Raw genomic sequence first — 19,803 nt, 5'->3', positions numbered from 1 at the left:
GCGATGAGTCCTGCCCTGCCGGAGCCGGGTGCCCCGGCGCCCGAGCCCGTCCGCACCCGCGTCACCAACCTGTACGAGGGACTGCTGCGCGAGGTGACCGGCGACCACGGCGGCACCGGCACGATCCGCGCCCACCGCGCCTACCTCGGCGCCGGTGCCAGGGCCCCGATCGCGTTCATCGACCTGGTGGTGCTGCCCCCGGGCACGTCCATCGGGCTGCACCGGCACGCCGACGACGAGGAGACGTACGTGATCCTCTCCGGGCGGGGCCGGATGACCCTGGACGGCGAGGAGTTCCCGGTGCGCGCGGGCGACGTGGTCCCCAACCGCCCTTACGGCGAACACGGGTTGGTCAACGACGCCGACGAGGACCTCAACCTGCTGGTCTTCGAGGTCGGCCCGCTGGGCGGTGCCGGATGACCGGCCCGCGCCAACGGGAGCTGCTGGAGCGGGAGTCGGCGCACATGGCGCCCGGCGCCTCCGAGGAGTCGGCGCTGGGCCGCCGGGTCTTCGTGGAGGGCCGCGGTGCCGTCCTCACCGATCTGGACGGCAACCAGTACATCGACCTGGCGGCCGGCACCCTCACCCAGTCGCTGGGCCACTGCCATCCCGAGGTCGTCGCCGCGCTCACCGAGCAGGCCGGCCGGCTGTGGAACGTGCACGACTTCGCCACCGCCGACCGCGCCGCCCTGTGCGACCTGCTCGCCGAGCTGCTGCCCGAACAGCTCGACACCTACGCCTTCTTCTCCACCGGCGCCGAGGTCGTGGAGGCCGCGCTGCGTGCCGTGCAGGCCGTCGCCGAGCCGGGCCGCAACCGGATCGGGGCGCTGCGCTACGGCTTCCACGGCAAGACGCAGGGGGCCAGGATGCTGGTCCACTGGGACATCGGCCACCAGGCGTTCGCGGGCAACAGCGTGCTGGGCTACTCCCCCTACTGCTACCGCTGCCCGCTGGAGCTGGAGTACCCCTCCTGCGGGGTGCGCTGCGCCTCGCTGGTGCGCCGGCACATCGCGGAGAAGCCGAACGTCTCGGCGCTGGTCTTCGAGCCGGTCCTCGGCGCGGCCGGGGTGATCGTGCCGCCGCCCGGGTACTGGGAGCAGATCGCCGAGAGCTGCCGGGAGAACGGCGTGCTGCTCGTCGCCGACGAGGTGCTCACCGGCGGCGGCCGCACCGGCACCTTCCTGGCCAGTGAGCGGTTCGGCATCGAGCCCGACCTCGTGACCCTGGCCAAGGGACTGGCCTCGGGTTTCCCGTTCGCCGCGCTGGCCGGGCGGTCCGCGGTGCTGCGGCACCCCGAGGCGGGCCGCGCCGGGTCCACCGCGTCGACGTACGCGAACAACCCGCTGGGCATCGCCGCCGCGAAGGCCACGCTGGAGGTCGTACGCCGGGACGCGCTGCTCGCCAAGGTGACCGAGCTGGGCGCCGTGCTGGACGAGCGGCTGGCGGAACTGCACGCCAAGTACGAGGTGCTGGGCGAGGTGCGCGGGCTCGGGCTGCTGCACGGGCTGGAGTTCGTGCGCGACCGGGCGAGCCGGACGCCCGCGCCCGAGATCGCCCAGGCCGTGTACCGGCACGCGCTGGACCTCGGGCTGCGCACCGCGATCGGCGGCCATGTGCTGCGTCTGGCCCCGCCGTTCACCATCGACCGGGCACTCCTCGAAGAGGGCGTCACGCTGCTCGACCGCGCCCTGGAGCGCGCCACGGGGGACCCGCGGTGATCGTCGCGGAGAACCTCGTCAAGGAGTTCCGGGTCGCCGAGCGCAAGCCCGGCCTGATGGGCAGCCTCAGCACCCTGTTCAGCCGGGAGCACCGGCTGGTGCGGGCGGTGTCCGGGGTGTCCTTCGAGATACCGGCCGGGACGAAGGCCGCGTACATCGGGGCGAACGGCGCGGGCAAGTCGACCACCGTCAAGATGCTCACCGGCATCATGACGCCCACCTCGGGCCGGGCCCTGGTCGCGGGTCTGGAGCCGTACCGGGAGCGGCGGCGCAACGCCGCGAACATCGGGGTGGTGTTCGGGCAGCGCAGCCAGCTGTGGTGGGACCTGCCGGTGCCGGACTCCTTCCGCATCCTGCGCCGCGTGCACGAGATCCCGGACGCCGTCTACCGGCGCAACATGGCCCTGTTCCAGGAGCTGCTGGACCTCGACGCGCTGGGCAACACACCGGTACGGCAGCTCAGTCTGGGCCAGCGGATGCGGGCCGAGGTCGCGGCGAGCCTGGTGCACGACCCCAAGGTGGTCTTCCTGGACGAGCCGACGGTCGGGCTCGACCTGGTACTCAAGGAGGCCGTCCGCAGGCTCGTCAACCACGTCAACGCCGAACTCGGCACCACGGTGCTGCTCACCAGCCACGACATGGGCGACATCACCGCCATCTGCGACCAGGTACTGGTCGTCAACCACGGCGAGGTCGTGCACCGCGGCACCATGCACGAACTGCTGCGCACGGCCGACACCAGGGCGGTGGTCTTCGAGCACCACGGCTCGTCCGAGGACGCGACCGGGCTGATCGAGAAGGGACTCGACGGGGCGTCGGCGCAGCTGGCCGACGACGGGCGGATCAAGGTCGAGTACCCGGTGGCCCGTTGGACCGCCCGGCAGGTGATGGGTTTCCTCCTCGACCACTTCGACGTCACCGACTGCGTCGCCCCCGAACCCGACCTGGAGATGGTGCTGCGGCGCATCTACGCCGGCCGGGCGGCCGGGTGAACGCCCCCGCGCTGCGCCGCTACACCCCGTTCGCGGCCGCCAGCCTCCAGTCGCTGCTCCAGTACCGCTCCACCTTCCTGATCAACGCCCTGACCGCCACCACGGCGGTCGGCGTCCAGGTCTTCCTGTGGCGCGCGGTCTACGGCGGCCGGCCGGGCGGGCTGCCCGGCGGCTACGACCTGCCGCGCCTGACGACGTACGTGCTGCTCGCCCAGGTGCTCGGCCTGATGCAGGCCAGCCGGGTGGACGAGGAGGTCTCCGGGGAGGTCCAGCGCGGGGACATCGCCGTCTCGCTGCTGCGCCCGGTCAGCTATCCGCTGTCCCGGTTCGCCACGGGGCTGCCGGTGTCGCTCACCAACGCCACGCTGGTCGCCGTACCCGTCGTCGCGCTGTACGCGCTGCTGCTGCCGCTGACCACGCCGACCTGGGGCGGCATGCTGCTCTTCGCGTGCTCCGCCGTCCTGTCCCTGGTCATCGGCTTCGGGGTGAACCTGCTGGTCGGGCTCGCCGGGTTCGTCACCACCAACATCTGGGGCGTGCGCGTCGTCAAGGACAGCGTGGTCGCGTTCTTCGCCGGGCAGGTGGTGCCGCTCGCGCTGATGCCGGGTCCGCTCGCGGCCGTGGCCCGCGTGCTGCCGTTCCAGGGCATGGTCGACGGGCCGCTGCGCCTGCTGCTCGGGCGCTACGACGGCGCGGCGGGCGCGGCGGGGATCCTGGCCGTGCAGCTCGGCTGGGCGCTCGCGCTGTGCGCGCTGGCCGCGCTGGCCTGGCGCGGGGCCGTACGCCGGGTGGAGGTGCTGGGCGGATGAGCGCACCCGGACCGCTCGCGACGGCCGCCCGCTACGCCCGGCTGACCTGGCATCTCAGCGCCGTCAGCGTGCACCGGCTGACCGAGTACCGGATGGACTTCCTGCTCGGCGCCGGCGGCCTGGTGCTGCGGGTGGTGTGCCAGGTCGCCGTGGTCGGCATGGTGTTCCGGCAGACCCCGCGGATCGCCGGCTGGGACTACCACCAGGTGCTGTTCCTGCTCGGCTTCTCGCTGCTGCCGCGCGGCCTGGACCGGATGTTCACCGACCAGCTGTGGGTCATGGCCCGCAAGCTGGTGCAGAACGGCGAGTTCTTCCGCTATCTGATCCGGCCGGTGCACCCGCTGTTCTCGCTGCTGTCCGAGCGGTTCCTGTACCCGGACGGCTTCGGCGAACTGCTCACCGGCGCCGCCCTGACCTGGTACGCGGCCGACGAGCTGGACCTGAGACTCAGTGCCGTGCAGTGGCTGCTGCTGCCGCTGCTCGTGCTGTGCGGGACGCTGGTCCTCGCCTCGATCAAGACGCTGTTCGCGTCGCTGGCGTTCTGGACGACGAACAGCTTCCCGGCCCTGTACGCGGCCAACCAGCTCGGCGACTTCTCCGGTTACCCCCTCGATCTGTACCACCCCTCCCTGCGGTGGCTGCTGACCTGGCTGCTGCCCTACGCCTTCACCGCCTACGTCCCCGCGGCCTACCTCCTCTTCGGGCGCACCGGCATGCTGCCCTGGCTGTTCGTGGTGACCGCGGGTGTGGTGGCGCTCGCCCTGGTCGTCTGGCACCGGGGCGTCGACCGTTACGAGATGACCGGGAGCTGACCCATGGACACCCTGTTGCCCGGCGCCCCCGCGCCCGCGACCGCCGGCCTGCTGCGCGCCGCCTCCTGGATGGACGAGGCGGGGCGCCGGGGCCCCTTCGAGCTGGACGACCAGGCCGTGCTCGGCGAGGTGCGGCTGCTGCTGGTCAAGGCGGGCGAGGCCCGCTGGTTCGTGCCGGTCCTCGACGCCGATCCGGGCCGGACCGCCGCCGGTACCGAGGCCTTCGACCGGGCGGTGGTGGGCGCGCTGCGCGACGGACTGAGCCTGCCCACCGCGCGCGGCAACACGATCGAGTTCCGGGGGGCGCCCGCCGCCTACCGGGGTCCGCTGCCCTTCGACCCGGGCTGGTGCTCCAACGCGCTGTCCCTGATCGACCTGGGCGGCACCGCGCACACCCACAAGAGCTACCGCCGCATCGGCACCGGGAACCGGGAGGCCGAGCTGCTGCGCCTGATGGCGGACGGCGGGCGCACCCAGCAGCCGGTGGGCGACTACACGTACGTGGACACGGCGACGGGGAGGCGCGAGCCGCTCGGGGTGCTGTACCGGTTCGCCGAGGGCGAGGGCCTCAACGTGCCGTTGCGGGCGGGGATCCGGGCGTTGTGGCCCCTGCTGGCGGACGGAGTCGAGCCGGCCACGGCCGTCGACGCCTCCCAGCACGACCTGGTCGCGCCGCTGCGGGCGACCGGGCGCTTCCTGCGCGACTTCCACCAGGAGCTGGCCGAACGGCTCGGCCCGCACCCGGAGTTCCCCGCCGAGGCGGTGCTCGACGAGGCCGTGGAGCGGCTCGCCCGGCTCACCCCGCTGATCCTCGCGGACACGCGCTACCCGGTGCCGGTGCGCGAGGCCGCCGCGACCGGTCTGTCCCGCGAGCTGGCCCGCGTCGCGGGGCTGCCGGCGCGGCCCTGGCCCGCCGGGCCGTGCCACGGCGACCTGCATCTGTCCCATGTCCTGCGCGGCGAACGTGCCGACGGAAGCTGGGAGTTGTGCGTGATAGACCTGTCCACCCCGCGCGCCGACCCGGCCGACCCGGCCACCGCGCAGTCGCCGTGGCAGGACCTGGCCGCGCTCACCCGGGGGCTGGAGATCTTCACGGCCGACGAGTTCTCCGACCACGCGGCCGGCGTCCTCGGCATGGACCCGGAGGACACCTGCCGCACCGCGCTGCTCCAGGCGGCGGGCGCCCGCCCCGACACGCCCGGCTGGACCGAGGAGCGGCTGGCCTCTCTCGCGCGGCTCAGGCGGGCGTCCGGGCTGTGGGCCACGCGGGCCGGGAACCTGCTGGCCGACGCCGGTCCGGACCGGGACGCGCACCCGGCCTGGCGGCTGTTCCGGCTGCGCCGGCTGATCCACGAGCTCGACTACGCCTACGCCCACGACCGCGCCTACCACGCGGCGATCAACCTGCGGCACGCCGTGGAGGCCAGCGGTCTCCCGGCCACCGGATGAGGACACCCGTGCACATCATCGAGACCTACTTCGAGTGCGGGGGCTTCGACCACCGCTTCCTCCAGGGCGGCATCTCCGTCTACCTCTGGAACCTCTCCAAGTCCTTCGCCGACGCCGGCCACCGGGTCTCGGTCGTCACCCCGGCCCACGGCCGGCTGGCCGAACTGCGGGCCTCCTACGATCTGGAGACCCTGGACTACGAGGACACCTACGAACTGCCGCTCGTCCTCGACCCGGACACCTGGGGCGACCGTTTCCCGGCCGAGGTGACCATCCCGCTCACCACGACCGCGCACCGGCTGCGCCTGGACGGCGTCGACCTGTACTTCCTGTCCAACCAGCTGCTCGACGCGCTCCCCGACCGCTTCTACCCGCCGTACGACAGCAAAGGCCATGACCTGGTCTTCTTCAAGCCGCTGGCCTACCAGACGGACACGGTGCGGTTCGTGCGCGCCCGGTTCGGGGACGAGAAGGCGCTCGTGCACGCCCACGAGCCGTACTACCACTACCTGATGCCGGCGGCCTTCCGCGCCGACCCGTCGAAGCTGGTCGTCGGCACCGTGCAGAGCAACATGCCGATCACCAAGAAGGTGTACCGGCCCAAGGTCGAACGGCTGCTGGAGTTCCTTCAGGCGCCGGTCACCCTGCCCGCCGAGGAACCGGGCCCGGCGGAGGCGTCCGTGCGCAGCGCCTACCAGCAACGGACCCATCTGCACTACGAGTACGGTCCCGGGCACATCGGCGTCTACGACCTGGTCGCCGACCACGCCGACCTGGTCGACTTCCTCTCACCCGGACACCTGGAGTTCTACACCGATTTCGCCGGCACCCCGTTCGAGGAGCCGTTCCGCCGGATGCCCGTGCACGAGACGGTGCGCCGCAACGCGCACAAGAGCTTCGTCGGGGGCTGCGCGATCGGCGACCGCTGGACCGCGCCGGAGCGGCCCGCCGTGGACCGCGCGGCCGTCCTCGGCGGCCTCGGCCTGGACCCGGCGCTGCCCACGTTCTTCCACAACGCCCGGTACGCCGTGAACCACAAGGGACAGCTGGAGCTGTTCCGCGCGGCCGACCGTGTGCTCACCGAGGGCCTGGCGGCCAACTTCGTGCTGCGCTGCCTCAGCGACGACGGCATCGGCGACCCGTACATCCGTGAGGTGGTCGAACGCCACAAGGGCCGGATCTTCCTGGAGTGCGAACGGGTCGCCGAGGAACGGATCATGGCCTACGCCGCCTCCTCGGACTTCTGCCTCTTCCCGTCCAAGTTCGAGATGGACACGTTCCTGATCGCGCAGGGCGAGGCGATGGCCGTCGGCGCGGTCCCGATCGCCACGGCCCAGCGGGGCATGGCCCACTTCGGCCATGTCGCCGACCCGCTGAACACCTCCGGGGCCACCGGCTTCGCCGTCAACCGCTCCTTCGCCGAGGACGACTCCCTGCTCACCGACGCGCTGGCCCGCCGTATCCAGGAGGCCGCCGCCCTGCTGCGCGAACGGCCCGAGGAGTACGCCCGGCTGCGGGCCAACTCCATAGCCAACGCACGGCAGTTCACCTGGGAGCACACGGCCCGGCAGCACCTGGACGCCTTCACGCCCCTGTGGGAGGGCGAGCGGCCCGCGCGGGACGTCCGGCTCCTGCTGAAGCACGGCTGGTTCGACCTGCTGCCCGAGGAGGCGTACGCGACCCACGGCGACGCGATCGCCGAGGCCGCGGCCCGGCTCGGGGACGCCGACGCCTACGCCCGCTGCCGCCCCCTGGACGCCGGAGCGCGCCGCGCCCTGTTCGAGGCCGCCTGGGCGCGCGCCGACTTCGAGCGCTGTGCCCGCGCCGCCGCGGACGACCCGGAGCTGCGGGCCCGCCTCGACGCCCGCCACTCGATCGAAGACGGGCGGCTCACCTGCCGGCTGCCGGGCGCCGCCCGCGTGGAGGCGGTCCTGTGGGCCGAGCCCACCGGCGCCGGGCGCCGGGGGACGGCGGTCCACCGGGCGACCGCGACCGGACCCGGCGAGTTCACCATGGATCTGCATGAACTGCCCGACACCGGAGGGGAATTGAACCTGTTGCTGACCCTGGCCGACGGGCGTTCCGTCTGGGACGTGGTGCGCCATGGCTGACGGGGTGCGCGCCGCGCTGCTCGCCGGCGGCGAGGGCCGCCGGATGGGGCCGCTGGGGCACGGCCGGCTCAAGCCGCTGGTGCCGTTCGGGGGTTCCTGCCGGCTGATCGACTTCTCGCTCGCCAACGCCGAGGCGTCCGGTTTCGGCGAGGTGCTGCTGCTGTCCCAGTACGAGGAACGGCAGTTGATGGACGACCTGCACCGCACGTGGTGGCGGCCCGGCTTCCGGGTGCACTTCGGGCCGTACGACCGCTCGTACCGCGAGGGCACCGGCTACCGGCCCCCGCCGCCCGGGGGCACGCCCGAGCGGGGCACCGCGGACGCGCTGATCCGCAAGGCGCCGTACCTGTTCGGCCCCGGCACCTCCGAGGTGCTGGTGCTGCACGCGGACCACGTGTACCGCTTCGACTACGGGCCGCTGATCGCCGCCCACCGCCGCTCCGGCGCCGCGCTCACCCTGGCCTACCAGCGGATCGAGCGGGCCTACGTCCATCTGTTCGGCATGGTCGACTTCGACCGGGCGGGACGGCTGACGGCGTTCGTCGAGAAGCCCGCCGAGCCGACCAGCGACCTGGTGTTCGCCGCGTTCTGCGTCTTCGACGCGGCCCGGCTCCACCACTACCTGGAGCGGCTGGACGGCACCGGCTGGCAGCACGACATCAGCCGGGACGTCATCCCCGCGATGCTGGCGGGCGGCGAGCTGATCCTCGGCCACGAGGTGCCCGGGCACTGGGAGGACATCGGCACGGTCGACCGCTACCACCGGGCCCATCTCGCGCTGGTCGCGGAGCAGCCGTCCCTGACGGTCGGTCAACTCCCCTGTACGGTAAGCCCCGAGGTGCCGCGCGAGGTCGTCGCGTCCGCTCCCGGGGTGACCCGCAGCCTGGTGCCTGCCGATCTCGTCAACGGCGGTCTGCTGGAGCACAGCGTCGCCTTCCCCGGCGCCCGGATCGGTGCCGGGGCGCGGGTGCGCCGCAGCGTGCTGCTGCCGGGTGCGGCGGTGCCGGACGGCGCCGAGATCGACTCCGCGATCGTGCTGGAGGACGGCACGGTGCAGTCCGTGGCGCCCGCTTCCCCCCGAGGAGGAGCCCATGTCTGAACCCGCCTGCACGGTGGTCGATCTGGGCGGCACCACCCTGCGCACCGCCCGCTACGACCTCACCACCGGCGCCCTGTCCGATGTGCGCCGCACCCCCACCGAGGGCCTGGACCGCTACCCCGGCGCGCCCGTCGAGGTCCTCCAGGAACGCGTGCGCGAGCAGCTCGCCGGGCTGTGCGCCGAGGCGGTGGCGCGGCACGGCAGCGGCGCGCTGGCCGTGGCCTTCGCCGGCCCCGTCACCGCCGACGGCCGGGCGCTGGCCGCGCCCACCATCTGGGGCGGCCCCGGTGATCCGCTGCCGGTGCGGCAGTCGCTGGAGGACCGCCTCGGCCTGCCCGTGGTGGTGGTCAACGACCTGACGGCCGCCGCGTGGCGTTATGTGCGCGGCCCCGAGGAGCCGCCGTTCTGCCTGATCACGGTGAGTTCCGGGATCGGCAGCAAGGTGTACCGGGCGGGCGAGGTGCTGCTCGACCCGGAGGGCCACGGCGGCGAACTCGGCCACTGGCCCTGCGATCCATCCCCGGACGCGCCCCGGTGCGACTGCGGCGGCCGGGGCCACCTCGGCGGCATCGCCTCCGGGCGGGGCACCCTCGCGGCCGCGCGCCGCGCCGCCCACGCCGACCCCGGCGGCTACGCCCGCTCGGCGCTGGGCGCCACCGCGCCCGACCCGGACCGGCTGGACAACCCGGCGCTGGTCGCCGCGATCCGGGCCGGCGACCCGTTCGCGACGGCCGTCCTGCGGTCCGTCCTGCCCTATCTCGCCTCGGCGATCATCTCCGTGTTCACCTCCATCGGCATCCGCCGCTACATCCTGATGGGCGGCTTCGCCCTCGCCGTCGGACCTCGCTATGTCCAGTTGCTCACCGAGGAGTTGGAGCGCCTCGGCTGCTTCGGGCTGGACGCCGACGGCATCCGGCGCATGGTGACGCTCGGCGCCCCGGACGACGACCACGGACTGATCGGCGCCGGGCGGCTGCTGGCGGCACGGGGCGTGGGCCGCAGGGCGGTGACGGCCGTATGAGCACGACCACGCTGATCGTCGGCAGCGGCTTCGTCGGGCGGGCCGTGGCCGAGCGGCTGGCCGCCGAGGGCGGCACCCCCGTCCTCGCCTCCCGCACCCCGCCGCCGGGCTCCACCGCGCCCTGGGTGCGGCTCGACGCCACCGACGCGGACGCCTGCGCCCGCGCGGTGGACTCGGTGCGGCCCGACCGGCTCGTGCTGGTGCACGGCCCCTCGGACGTCACCTGGTGCGAGGCCGACCCCGAGCGTGCCGTCGCGCTGCACAGCGCGGCGGCCCGCCATCTGACGACGGCCGCGCGGGGCCGCCGTACCGTGCTGATCTCCACGGACAACGTCTTCGACGGCAGCGGCCCCGACAACGACGAGAGCACCCCCACGGCGCCCGCGAACGCCTACGGCCGGGCCAAGCTCGCCGCCGAGCGGATCGTCGGCGAGGCCCCCGACGCCACCGTGCTGCGGGTGAGCCTGGTCTACGGCTGGGAGCCCGCCGACTCCGCCAAGTGGCTGAACTTCTTCGCCGCCTGCGCCCATCGGCTGCGCGCGGGCGAGCAGGTGGAGGCGCCGTACGACCAGTGGACCACCCCGGTGCTGGTCGAGGACGTCGCCGCGGTGACCGCCGCCGCCCTGGAGCCCGAGACGCCCGCGCTGCTGCACCTCGGCGGCCCTGACCGGGTCTCGCGGGCCGACTGGGCGGAGGCGATCGCCGACGGCCTGGGCGTGCCCCGCACCCGGGTGACGCGGGTGCCCCGGGCGCAGGGCCGGTACGCGAGCCGGCCCGCCCACACCTGCCTGACCAGCACCCTGCTTGACGAGGTGCTGCGCCGGCACGGGCTGCGCGTGCGCGGTGTGGCCGAGGGGGCCCGCGCCCTGCTGGAGGCCGCCCGGTGATCCGCACCGTGCGTTCCCGCGAGGTCTACCGCAACGCCTGGATGACCGTCCGGGAGGACGACATCCGGCGCCCCGACGGGAGCGAGGGCGTGTACGGCGTCGTGGACAAGCCGGACTACGCGCTGGTGATCCCCCTGGACGACGACGGCGGTCTGCATCTGGTCGAGCAGTACCGCTATCCGGTCGCGGGCCGCTACTGGGAGTTCCCGCAGGGCTCCTGGCCCGCCGGGCACGCCGGCGCGCCCCCGCTCGAACTGGCCCGCGCCGAACTGCGCGAGGAGACCGGGCTGCGGGCCGCCCGGATGACGTACCTGGGCATGGTGCACGTCGCCTACGGCTACGCGAGCCAGGGCTGCAACGTCTTCCTCGCCGAGGAGTTGACCGAGGGGCCGCCCGAACGCGAGGCGACCGAGGCCGACATGCGCCAGCGCCGGGCGGATCCGGCGCAGTGGCGCGACCTCGTGCGGGCCGGCCGGATCACGGACGCGGCGACGCTGGCCGCGTACACCCTGCTGGACCTGCACCGGGACGGGGCCGGATGACGCCGCGGTACAAGGTCGTCGCGACCGACCTCGACGGCACGCTGCTGCGCGGCGACCTCACCGTCTCCCCCCGCACCCGGGCCGCGCTCGCCCGGGCCGACGCCCGCGGCGCCCGGCACCTGGTGGTGACGGGCCGTCCGGCCGCCGGCTGCCGCGCCCTGCTGGCCCCGCTGGGCTACCAGGGGCTCGCGGTCTGCGGGCAGGGGGCGCAGCTCTACGACGTCGGCGCCGACCGGCTGCTGTCCTCGGCGACCCTCGACCGGGACGTCGTCCGGGCACTGGTGGCGCGGATCGCCGAGGCGGCGGGCCCGCTGGCGCTCGGCGTGGTGACCGCGGGGCTCGCCGGGGAGTTCCTGGTCACGCCGGGCTTCGGCGAGCGGGTGCGGCACGGCTGGCGGCTGGTCGAGGACGCGGCGGGGCTGTGGGCGCGGCCCGTGGAGAAGGTCCTCATCCGCAGCCGGGCGCTGGACGACGACGGGCTCGCCGCGCTCGCGCACGCCGTGTGCGCCGGGCGGATCGGGGTCACCCACTCCGGTGAGGGCATGGTCGAGCTGCTGCCCGACGGGGTGGACAAGGCGAGCGGTCTCGCCGAGGCCGGGCGGCTGCTGGGGTTCGGCGCCGCCGACACGGTCGCGTTCGGGGACATGCCCAACGACATCCCGATGCTCGCGTGGGCGGGGCACGGCGTCGCCATGGGCAACGCCCACCCCGAACTGAAGCGCCACGCCGACGAGATCGCGCCGGGCAACGAGGAGGACGGCGTCGCCGCGGTCCTTGAACGCCTGTTCGCGCCCTGATCCCCGCTTCACCCGACCGATCGAGCAACTTGCTGAAAATTTCTGCAAGTTCTTGCCAGCCGTCCGGGGTGCTGCTTGACTCACCACCCCGACGCGAGAGAAACGAGCCGACTGCCATGACCACCGAGACCGACGTCCTCGTCCTGGGCGGCGCGGGCGTGGACACCGTCGTCCACGTCCCGGAGCTGCCGATCCCCTACGCCGACAGCTACATGATCCGGCCGGGCATCGTGACCCGCGCCGGGCAGAGCGGAGACTTCGTCGCGCTCGGGGTCAGCGCCCTGGGCCTGCGCACCCACCACATCGACCTGGTCGGCGCCGACCCGGAGGGCGACCTGGTGCGCGCGCTGCACCGGGAGCGGGGCATCCCGCTCACCGACGTGCCCTCCGCCGCGGGCACCAAGCGCGCGGTCAACCTGGTCGGCCCGGACGGGCGGCGGCTGTCCCTGTACGACGACACCCGCAGCCAGGAGTCCGACCGGCTGCCCGAGGACACCCTGCGCGCCCTGGCGGCGGCGAGCCGGCACGCGCACGTGGTGATCACCCACCCGTGCTCGTACGCCCTGCCGGTGCTGCGCGAGGCCGGGCTGACCGTCTCGACGGACCTGCACAACTGGGACGGCGTCAACCCCTACCACGAGCCCTTCGCGCTCGCCGCGGACCTGGTCTTCCTGTCCACCACCGCGCTGGCCGACCCGGAGCACACCATGCGCAACATCGCGGCGCGCGGCCGGGCCCGGATCGTCGTGGCCACCGCGGGCGCCGAGGGCGCGTACCTGCTGGCCGACGGCGAGCTGACCCTGGTGCCCGCGGTCGCCCCGCCCGAGCCCGTCGTGGATTCCAACGGCGCGGGCGACGCCTTCGCCTCCGCCTTCCTGCTCGGCTGGCTGGATGGCGCCGACCCGCTGCGCTGCGCCCGCTACGGCGCGATCGCGGGCGCCCACGCCTGCACCGTGCCCTCGACCCGGGCCGACGCCATCGGGCGGGACGAACTCCTTGCCCGCGCCGCCGAGTTGGATGCCGACGAGCAGGCCGCCAAGGTGAGCGGATGAGCCGTGTCATAGGCCATCACGATGTGCTGGTGCTCGGCGGCGGCGTGGCGGGCTGTGTGCTCGCCGCGCGGCTCAGCGAGGACCCCGCGCGCACGGTCTGCCTGGTGGAGGCCGGACCCGACCACGGGCCGGACCAGGACGCCTGGCCGCGCTCCCTGCGCGACGCACGCGCGCTGCCCCGCGACCACATGTGGGAGCGCGGGGTCGCCGTGCACCGGCTGCGCGCCCGGGTCGTGGGCGGTTCCTCCTGCGTCAACGGCTGCTGGCACACCTGGGGTTCGGACGCCGACCACGCGGAGTGGACCCGGGCCGGCGGCCCCCGCTGGTCGGCCGCCGCCATGGCGCCGTACCGGGAGCGGGCCGTGGCGGCCATGCGGCTGCGCCCCGCGCCCGAGCGGGAGTTCAGCGTCTGGGCGCACGCAGCGCTCGCGGGCGCGCGTGAACTCGGTTACGAGGACGTCGACATGGGTGCCCCAGGGGCGCCCGGTCGCGGCACCCCGCTGCTCAACGCGCGTGACGGGCTGCGCTGGAACGCGGCCTTCGGCTATCTCGGCCCGGCCCGTTCCCGGCCCAACCTCACCGTCCTCGGCGACACGACGGCGAACCGGCTGGTGCTCGGCGGGGGCAAGGTCCTGGGCGCCGAGGTCGTCGTGGACGGGCGGCGCGAGACGCTGACCGCCGACACCTACGTCCTGGCCTGCGGCACCTTCGGCTCGGCCGGGCTGTTGCTGCGCAGCGGCATCGGACCGGCGGACGAGCTGCGGGAGAAGGGCGTACGGGCCGAGGTGGACCTGCCGGGCGTCGGCGCCAACCTCTCCGACCAGCCAGGGGTGTTCATCCCGCTGGCCCCCACCGAGGACCTCAACTCGGCGTTGGCCGCGCAGGAGAAGGAAGGCGAGCTGTACGTCAGCCGGATGCTGGTCCGGGCGGCCAGCACGCACTGTCCGGCGGACGGCTGGGACCTGCACATCCTGCCCTCGGCCGGAGACCCGCTCTTCGGGAGCCTGCCGCCGGGCGAGTACGAGGCCGGCATCGCCGCCTTCCTGATGAAACCCGCCTCCCGGGGCCGGGTCCGGCTGCGCTCGGCCGACCCTGCCGAGCCCCTCGACATCGACCCGGCGTTCCTCACCGACCCGGGCGGCCACGACGTGGCGGTGCTGCGGGAGGGCCTGGAGATCGTCGAGCGGCTCGCCGCCACCTCGGCGCTCGCCCCGCTGGCCGGCCCCGTGGCCGGCCGCCCTTCGCGCGAGCTGACCGACGCCGAACTGCGAGCCCTGCTCGGCACGTACTGGCACCCCGTCGGCACCTGCGCCATGGGCCCCGCGACCGACCCGATGGCGGTCACCGACGGCGAGGGCCGCGTGCACGGCGTGTCCGGCCTGCGCGTCGCCGACGCCTCCGTGCTCCCCACCGTGCCCGCGGCCAACACCCAGCTCCCGGTGCTCGCCGCGGCCGAACTCCTCGCCGACGCCCTGAAGGAGGCGGCCAGTTGACGACCGAGACGGATCTCTCCGGGCGGGCGCCCGAGGCACGGCTGATCTACGGCTGCATGGGGCTCGGCGGCGACTGGGACCGCGCGCCGTACACCGCCGGGGACGTCGACCGGGCGCAGGCCGCGGTGGAGGCGGCCCTGGAGTGCGGGATCACGGTGTTCGACCTCGCGGACATCTACCGGTTCGGCAAGTCGGAGGCCGTGTTCGGCGAGGTGCTGGCCCGGACGCCGGGACTGCGGGAGCGGATCACCGTACAGACCAAGTGCGGGATCCGGCTCGCCGAGGGGGACCGGCCGGGGCTGTACGACTTGCGCGCGGACTCGATCGTCCGGCGGGTGGAGGAGAGCCTCGCGCGGCTGCGCACCGAGGTGATCGACACCCTGCTGCTGCACCGCCCCGACCCGCTGACCGGCCCCGACGAGATCGCCGCCGCGCTGCACAAACTGCACCGGCAGGGTCTGGTGCGCCGCTTCGGCGTCTCCAACATGAGCGCCGCGCAGATCGCCCACCTCCAGACGCGTCTGGAACTCCCGCTGGTGGCCGACCAGTTGGAGATGAGCCTGGCCCGGCGCGACTGGGTCGAGGCGGGTGTGCTGGTCAACACCTCCGCGGCCGCGTCCAACGGCTTTCCCGAAGGCACGCTCGAAGCGTGCGCCGACCGGGGCATCCAGCTCCAGGCCTGGGGCGCCCTGGCCCGCGGCCGGTACACGGGGGACGCCGACTCCCCCACCGCCGAGCTGCTGCGCCGGCTGGCCCGGGACAAGGACACCACCCCCGAGACGGTGCTTCTGTGGTGGCTGGCCCGCCATCCCGCCGGCATCGTCCCGGTGATCGGCACCAGCCGTCCCGAACGGATCCGCGCCTGCCGGGACGCGGCGCTGCGCGCACCGGACCTCGACCACGAGGAGTGGTACGAGCTGTGGACCACGGCACGGGGTACCCCGCTGCCGTGAGGATCCGGCCGGCCCCGCCGTCCCGACCAGGGCTTCACGCCCGCTGACTCCCCCGCCGTACCGACCGACGGAGAACTGACCCGTGACCGCGAGCACCACCACCGACCGGGGCCGGCTGACCTCGGCCCGCTTCTACATCACCTTCCGCTGCAACTCGCTCTGCGGCTACTGCAACGTGTGGCAGGACGACAAGTTCAAGGGCTACGAGGAACTCACCCTGGAGCGGGCCCGCCAGATCCTGGACGAGCTGTACGAACTCGGCGTGCGCTACGTGGACTTCACCGGTGGCGAGCCGGTGCTGCACCCGCACATCGACGGCATCGTGCAGTACGCCAAGTCGCTCGGCATGGCCGTGGAGATCACCAGCAACGGCATCCGGTTCGCCCAGCACATCGACGCGATCGTGCCCCACGTCGACACCATGAACGTCTCCCTGGACACCCTGCGGCCCGACCGCTACCGGCAGATCCGCGGGGTGCCCACGCTGGACCGGGCCGTCGACGTCATCCGGAAGGTCATCGCCACCGGCAGCGGCAACCTCAAGCTGATCTGCGTGGTGACCCGGGAGAACGTGGACGAGATACCGGACCTGCTGCGCTTCGCCCACGAGAACCGGATCACCGTCTACTTCTCCGGGATGTTCGAGTACTTCGACGAGCAGGACACCGTCCGCGACACCAACCGGACCGCCCGCAAGCTGAAGCTGATCGAGCAGAACGGCAAGCCGCTCGCCGACGCCGTGGCGGGCCGCTCGGGGCGGATGGACGAGTCGGAGCCGACCGGCGGACCGATCGCCGAAGAGCTGATACGCCTGCTGCACCAGCCGTTCGCGCTGGTCAACCTGCACTTCCGCAAGTACATGGAGACCCTGGACCCGACCGCGCCGACCGACTGCTACGCCAACAAGCGGATCCTGACGGTGGGCCCCGACGGGCGGCTGGTCCTGCCCTGCTACCACGCCTTCGACAACTCGGTGGCCTGGGACCGTCCGCTGCGCGAACTGGTCGAGGACCCCGAGTTCCTGCGGGTGCGGGACGAGGAGGTGGGCCACCGCTCGGAGTGCCGCAGCTGCACCGTCTTCCCGTACATCGGGCTGTCCTTCAGCCACCGCTTCGACAAGGTCTTCCTCTACCAGGCGCTGTCGGAGGAGATCGCCAAGTTCAAGAGGCAGTTCACCGACCCGCTCTTCCCTCGCCTGCCCCTCGACCTGGACCGGCTCCACTCGCGCTACCGCGAGGTGGAGCACCTGATCGACCAGGTGCTGCCCACCCCCCGGCCTCCGGCCTCCGCCGACCACTTCTACCGCTTCGAGACCACCGGCACCGCAGTGCGCTCCGAGTTCGCCGCCGGGGAACTCGGCCTCGCCGAGCTGATCGGGGACTACGCGCACGGCGAGTGCTGGGGCATCCAGCGCTCCCCGCACACCTGGATCCGCCTCGTCTACCGCGAACTGGTGCCGGCCCTGCGGGAACTGCTCCCGCAGGAGGCGTACGAGTCGGTGGTCGCCGAGCTGTACGAGGTCCAACTCGCCTGGTGGTACGCCTACATGGCGCGCTACTACCGGGGCACCGAGTCCGTCGACGGCACGGCCGCCGAGCGGACCGTGGCCGGGTTCCTCGCCCGCACCGGCGCCCTGCTGCCCGAGGCGCCCGCCGCGACCCGCGTCCGCGAGGTGCTGCTGCACGCGGGCTGCGTCCTCGGCCTCTCCCCCGACGCCCTGGCCCCGCTGGCCGTACGCACCCCCTTCCCGGAGGCCGCCCTCCTCGCCAAGCACCTGCTGCTGATCGCGTCGGACGCCGAACTCCCGCGCTACGCAGCCCTGTTGCCGGACGAGGCCGCCGAATCCCTGAGCCGCGCACTCGCCGACCCGTCCGCCGAGGACCCCGCCCCGCTGGACCCGGAGACGGCCCGCCTCCTGGGCCACGACCCGCTTCCGGCCGTCCTCGACCAGGCGGCCGTGGAGAAGTTGGTCGCCGCGGCAACCGCCCTCGCGCCCGGCGACCGCGACGGACTCGCCGCCCGCCTCCTCGCCCACGAACTGCGGACTCCGGGTGCCGTGCGCCGCCGGGGCACGGAGCTGAGGTCCCGCGGGGCGGCCATCGGGTGAGCCGGTGACGTCAACTCCGCGAAATACACGATAATCACACATATCACCCATGCCGTGCTTTCGTTGGACGCATGGTGATGTCGGTTCCTACCGTGGCAGGTGTGAACGCTTCCCGCATCGCCCTTGTCACGGGCGCCAACCAAGGACTCGGCCGCGCGCTCGTCGAAGGACTGGCGGCCCGCCTGGACCCGGACAGCCTGGTTCTCCTCACCGGCCGCGACCGGCGGCGCGTGGCCGACGCCGCCCGCGAGGTGGCCGGGCTGCCCGGCACCCGCGCCCGCGTCGAGGGCCGAGTCCTCGACGTCACCGACACCGACGCCATCGCCCGGCTCGCCGAGGAGCTGCGGGCGGAACACGGGGGTGTCGACATCGTCATCTCCAACGCGGTGGCCCGGCTGCTGCCCGAGGAGTCGCAGGCGGCGCGGGCCGACGAGTTCATCGACGTCTCCAACACGGCCACGCATGCCGTCCTGCGGCGCTTCGGCCCCGTGCTGCGCCCGGGCGGCCGGCTCCTCGTCGTGGCGAGCAGCCTCGGTACCCTCGGCCGCCTGGACCCGCGGCTGCACCACCTGTTCGACGGCGCGAGCCTGGACCAGGTGGAGAGCGCCGTGGAGTCCTGGCGCGAGGCCGTACGGACCGGCACCGCCGCGGCGGCGGGCTGGCCGCGCTGGCTGAACGTGCCCTCGAAGGTGGCCCAGGTCGCAGCCGTGCGCGCGGTCGCCGCCGAACGCCGGGCCCGCGACCTCGCGACCGGCACCCTGATCGCCGCGGTCTGCCCCGGCATGGTCGACACCGCGACCTCCCGGCCCTGGTTCAGCGACTTCAGCCAGGCGCAGCCACCCTCCGAGGCCGCCTCGGCCGTGCTCGACGTCGTCTTCGCCGAACACGTCGACCCCGGCCTGTACGGCGAGCTGATCCGCTTCGGCCAAGCCCTGGACTGGCACGGCGGCACACCCCTGGTCGAACAGGACCGCCTGCTCACGCCGTGAGGGAAGGCGCCCCGGCGCATTCAGCCCAGCGTGTCCAGGAAGTCCGCGCAGGCGTCCGCGCAGACCCGGCAGGCGGCCGCGGCCGACTCGGCGCCGGGGTGTGCCTCGAATGCGCCGGCGCATTCGAGGCAGACCCGGCGGCACCAGTCGACCCGGCCCCGGAGTCCCTCCTCGTCCTGCCGGCCCTCCTCGCACAGCAGGCGGCAGGTGGCGTCGCACACCTCGGCACACATGATGCCCAGCCGGCGCACCCGTTCCTGGTAGTCGGGGCCGCCCGGATCGACCAGGCTGACCCGCACCGAGCAGGCCCGGGCACACTCCGTGCACGCCTGGGCACAACTGAAGCGGTCCTCAAGGAACCGGTAGAGCTGCTGGGGGGAAGCCTGGGGGGTCACAGGGTGCGGGTTGCCGCGAGGGGCGGGGGCAAACCCGGCCCGGCACGACGACGAGGTCCGGTTCGTTCTCTTTGTTCGATTCATATGCTTATCGGTGGGGTATCCCTCTGCTATGAACACCGCATCGATGCAGCTTGCCGCGCCGAGCGGCCTGATGAGCCTCGTGCTCTTCATCGTGGCCATCGGGCTGCTGGCCATGCTCGCCGGCGGCTTCTGGCTGACCTCCCGGGTCAAGTACCGCGAGTCCGCTCGCCCGCGTCCCGAGGAGCAGCCCAAGCTGCCACCGGAGGGCGCGGTCCACGAGGTCCGGGAGAACCGGGACTACCAGGAGGTCCCCAAGACACCCAAGGGCGGTCGTCCGCTCACCCCCTACGAACTGAGCAACATGGACTCCAGGCCGAGCGACGACAAGAAGCGTCGGCGCTGGAGCAGCGGGTCCAGCGGGTCCTTCGGAGGCGGGGGGCTCGGCGCTCACTGACGATCGGTGACCATGGTGGCCCGCTGCTCCAGCGCCGACGCTTCTTGTCGTCGCTCGGCCTGGAGTCCATGTTGCTCAGTTCGTAGGGGGTGAGCGGAC

The 19,803-nt window shown here is 73.5% G+C and carries 19 protein-coding genes; 18 read left to right on the top strand and 1 reads right to left on the bottom strand.

Annotated elements, in window-relative coordinates; all coding sequences use genetic code 11:
* Positions 1-3: 3 nt before the first annotated feature.
* The 17 genes from AB0927_RS23630 to AB0927_RS23550 all read left to right on the top strand — a co-directional run bounded on the left by AB0927_RS23630 (position 4) and on the right by AB0927_RS23550 (position 18,831).
* Positions 4-420, top strand: coding sequence for a cupin domain-containing protein (locus tag AB0927_RS23630; RefSeq protein WP_366669678.1), 417 nt, complete (start codon positions 4-6; stop codon positions 418-420).
* Positions 417-1,718 (top strand): aspartate aminotransferase family protein, encoded by a 1,302-nt coding sequence (locus AB0927_RS23625; protein ID WP_366669677.1) that lies wholly within the window; start codon positions 417-419, stop codon positions 1,716-1,718. The genes AB0927_RS23630 and AB0927_RS23625 overlap by 4 nt, the downstream gene beginning before the upstream one ends.
* On the top strand, positions 1,715-2,710 hold the full coding sequence (locus tag AB0927_RS23620; protein WP_366669676.1) for an ATP-binding cassette domain-containing protein: 996 nt from the start codon (positions 1,715-1,717) through the stop codon (positions 2,708-2,710). Before AB0927_RS23625 ends, AB0927_RS23620 begins: the two co-directional genes overlap by 4 nt.
* The gene (locus AB0927_RS23615) at positions 2,707-3,519 is read left to right on the top strand and encodes an ABC-2 family transporter protein (RefSeq protein WP_366669675.1); all 813 of its coding nucleotides are present in this window, start codon (positions 2,707-2,709) and stop codon (positions 3,517-3,519) included. Before AB0927_RS23620 ends, AB0927_RS23615 begins: the two co-directional genes overlap by 4 nt.
* Entirely contained in the window at positions 3,516-4,331 is an 816-nt protein-coding gene (locus tag AB0927_RS23610) for an ABC-2 family transporter protein (protein ID WP_366669674.1), read from the top strand. The genes AB0927_RS23615 and AB0927_RS23610 overlap by 4 nt, the downstream gene beginning before the upstream one ends.
* 3 nt (positions 4,332-4,334) lie before the next feature.
* On the top strand, positions 4,335-5,780 hold the full coding sequence (locus tag AB0927_RS23605) for a hypothetical protein (protein ID WP_366669671.1): 1,446 nt from the start codon (positions 4,335-4,337) through the stop codon (positions 5,778-5,780).
* An 8-nt stretch (positions 5,781-5,788) separates the two neighbouring features.
* Complete coding sequence (locus AB0927_RS23600; RefSeq protein ID WP_366669670.1) at positions 5,789-7,891, top strand: glycosyltransferase; 2,103 nt, start codon at positions 5,789-5,791, stop codon at positions 7,889-7,891.
* Entirely contained in the window at positions 7,884-8,990 is a 1,107-nt protein-coding gene (locus tag AB0927_RS23595) for a sugar phosphate nucleotidyltransferase (protein WP_366669669.1), read from the top strand. The genes AB0927_RS23600 and AB0927_RS23595 overlap by 8 nt, the downstream gene beginning before the upstream one ends.
* Complete coding sequence (locus tag AB0927_RS23590; RefSeq protein WP_366669668.1) at positions 8,983-10,011, top strand: ROK family protein; 1,029 nt, start codon at positions 8,983-8,985, stop codon at positions 10,009-10,011. Before AB0927_RS23595 ends, AB0927_RS23590 begins: the two co-directional genes overlap by 8 nt.
* Entirely contained in the window at positions 10,008-10,898 is an 891-nt protein-coding gene (locus AB0927_RS23585; protein WP_366669667.1) for a sugar nucleotide-binding protein, read from the top strand. Before AB0927_RS23590 ends, AB0927_RS23585 begins: the two co-directional genes overlap by 4 nt.
* On the top strand, positions 10,895-11,440 hold the full coding sequence (locus tag AB0927_RS23580) for an NUDIX hydrolase (protein WP_366669666.1): 546 nt from the start codon (positions 10,895-10,897) through the stop codon (positions 11,438-11,440). Before AB0927_RS23585 ends, AB0927_RS23580 begins: the two co-directional genes overlap by 4 nt.
* Positions 11,437-12,237: an HAD family hydrolase gene (locus tag AB0927_RS23575; protein ID WP_366669665.1), complete on the top strand. Its 801-nt coding sequence runs from the start codon at positions 11,437-11,439 to the stop codon at positions 12,235-12,237. Before AB0927_RS23580 ends, AB0927_RS23575 begins: the two co-directional genes overlap by 4 nt.
* A 116-nt stretch (positions 12,238-12,353) precedes the next feature.
* Positions 12,354-13,289: an adenosine kinase gene (locus AB0927_RS23570; protein WP_366669664.1), complete on the top strand. Its 936-nt coding sequence runs from the start codon at positions 12,354-12,356 to the stop codon at positions 13,287-13,289.
* Entirely contained in the window at positions 13,286-14,782 is a 1,497-nt protein-coding gene (locus AB0927_RS23565) for a GMC oxidoreductase (RefSeq protein WP_366669663.1), read from the top strand. Before AB0927_RS23570 ends, AB0927_RS23565 begins: the two co-directional genes overlap by 4 nt.
* Positions 14,779-15,735 (top strand): aldo/keto reductase, encoded by a 957-nt coding sequence (locus tag AB0927_RS23560; protein WP_366669662.1) that lies wholly within the window; start codon positions 14,779-14,781, stop codon positions 15,733-15,735. The genes AB0927_RS23565 and AB0927_RS23560 overlap by 4 nt, the downstream gene beginning before the upstream one ends.
* An 82-nt stretch (positions 15,736-15,817) precedes the next feature.
* Positions 15,818-17,842 carry a radical SAM protein gene (locus tag AB0927_RS23555; RefSeq protein WP_366669661.1) on the top strand — a complete coding sequence of 675 codons (2,025 nt, stop codon included), beginning with the start codon at positions 15,818-15,820 and terminating at the stop codon, positions 17,840-17,842.
* A 101-nt stretch (positions 17,843-17,943) separates the two neighbouring features.
* A complete protein-coding gene (locus AB0927_RS23550) occupies positions 17,944-18,831 on the top strand; it encodes an SDR family NAD(P)-dependent oxidoreductase (protein ID WP_366669660.1) in 888 nt (295 codons plus the stop codon).
* Between the two features lie 20 nt (positions 18,832-18,851).
* Here AB0927_RS23550 and AB0927_RS23545 read toward each other — a convergent pair whose 3' ends face one another.
* Positions 18,852-19,226, bottom strand: coding sequence for a ferredoxin (locus AB0927_RS23545; RefSeq protein WP_366669658.1), 375 nt, complete (start codon positions 19,224-19,226; stop codon positions 18,852-18,854).
* A 112-nt stretch (positions 19,227-19,338) separates the two neighbouring features.
* Between AB0927_RS23545 and AB0927_RS23540 the strand changes: the two genes are divergently transcribed.
* Positions 19,339-19,704 (top strand): DUF6479 family protein, encoded by a 366-nt coding sequence (locus tag AB0927_RS23540; RefSeq protein ID WP_366669657.1) that lies wholly within the window; start codon positions 19,339-19,341, stop codon positions 19,702-19,704.
* The last annotated feature ends 99 nt before the right edge of the window (positions 19,705-19,803 follow it).

The sequence above is a fragment of the Streptomyces sp. NPDC048106 genome, from assembly GCF_040706415.1.
Taxonomy (GTDB): Bacteria; Actinomycetota; Actinomycetes; order Streptomycetales; family Streptomycetaceae; genus Streptomyces.
This window is presented reverse-complemented; position numbering and strand designations above follow the sequence as displayed.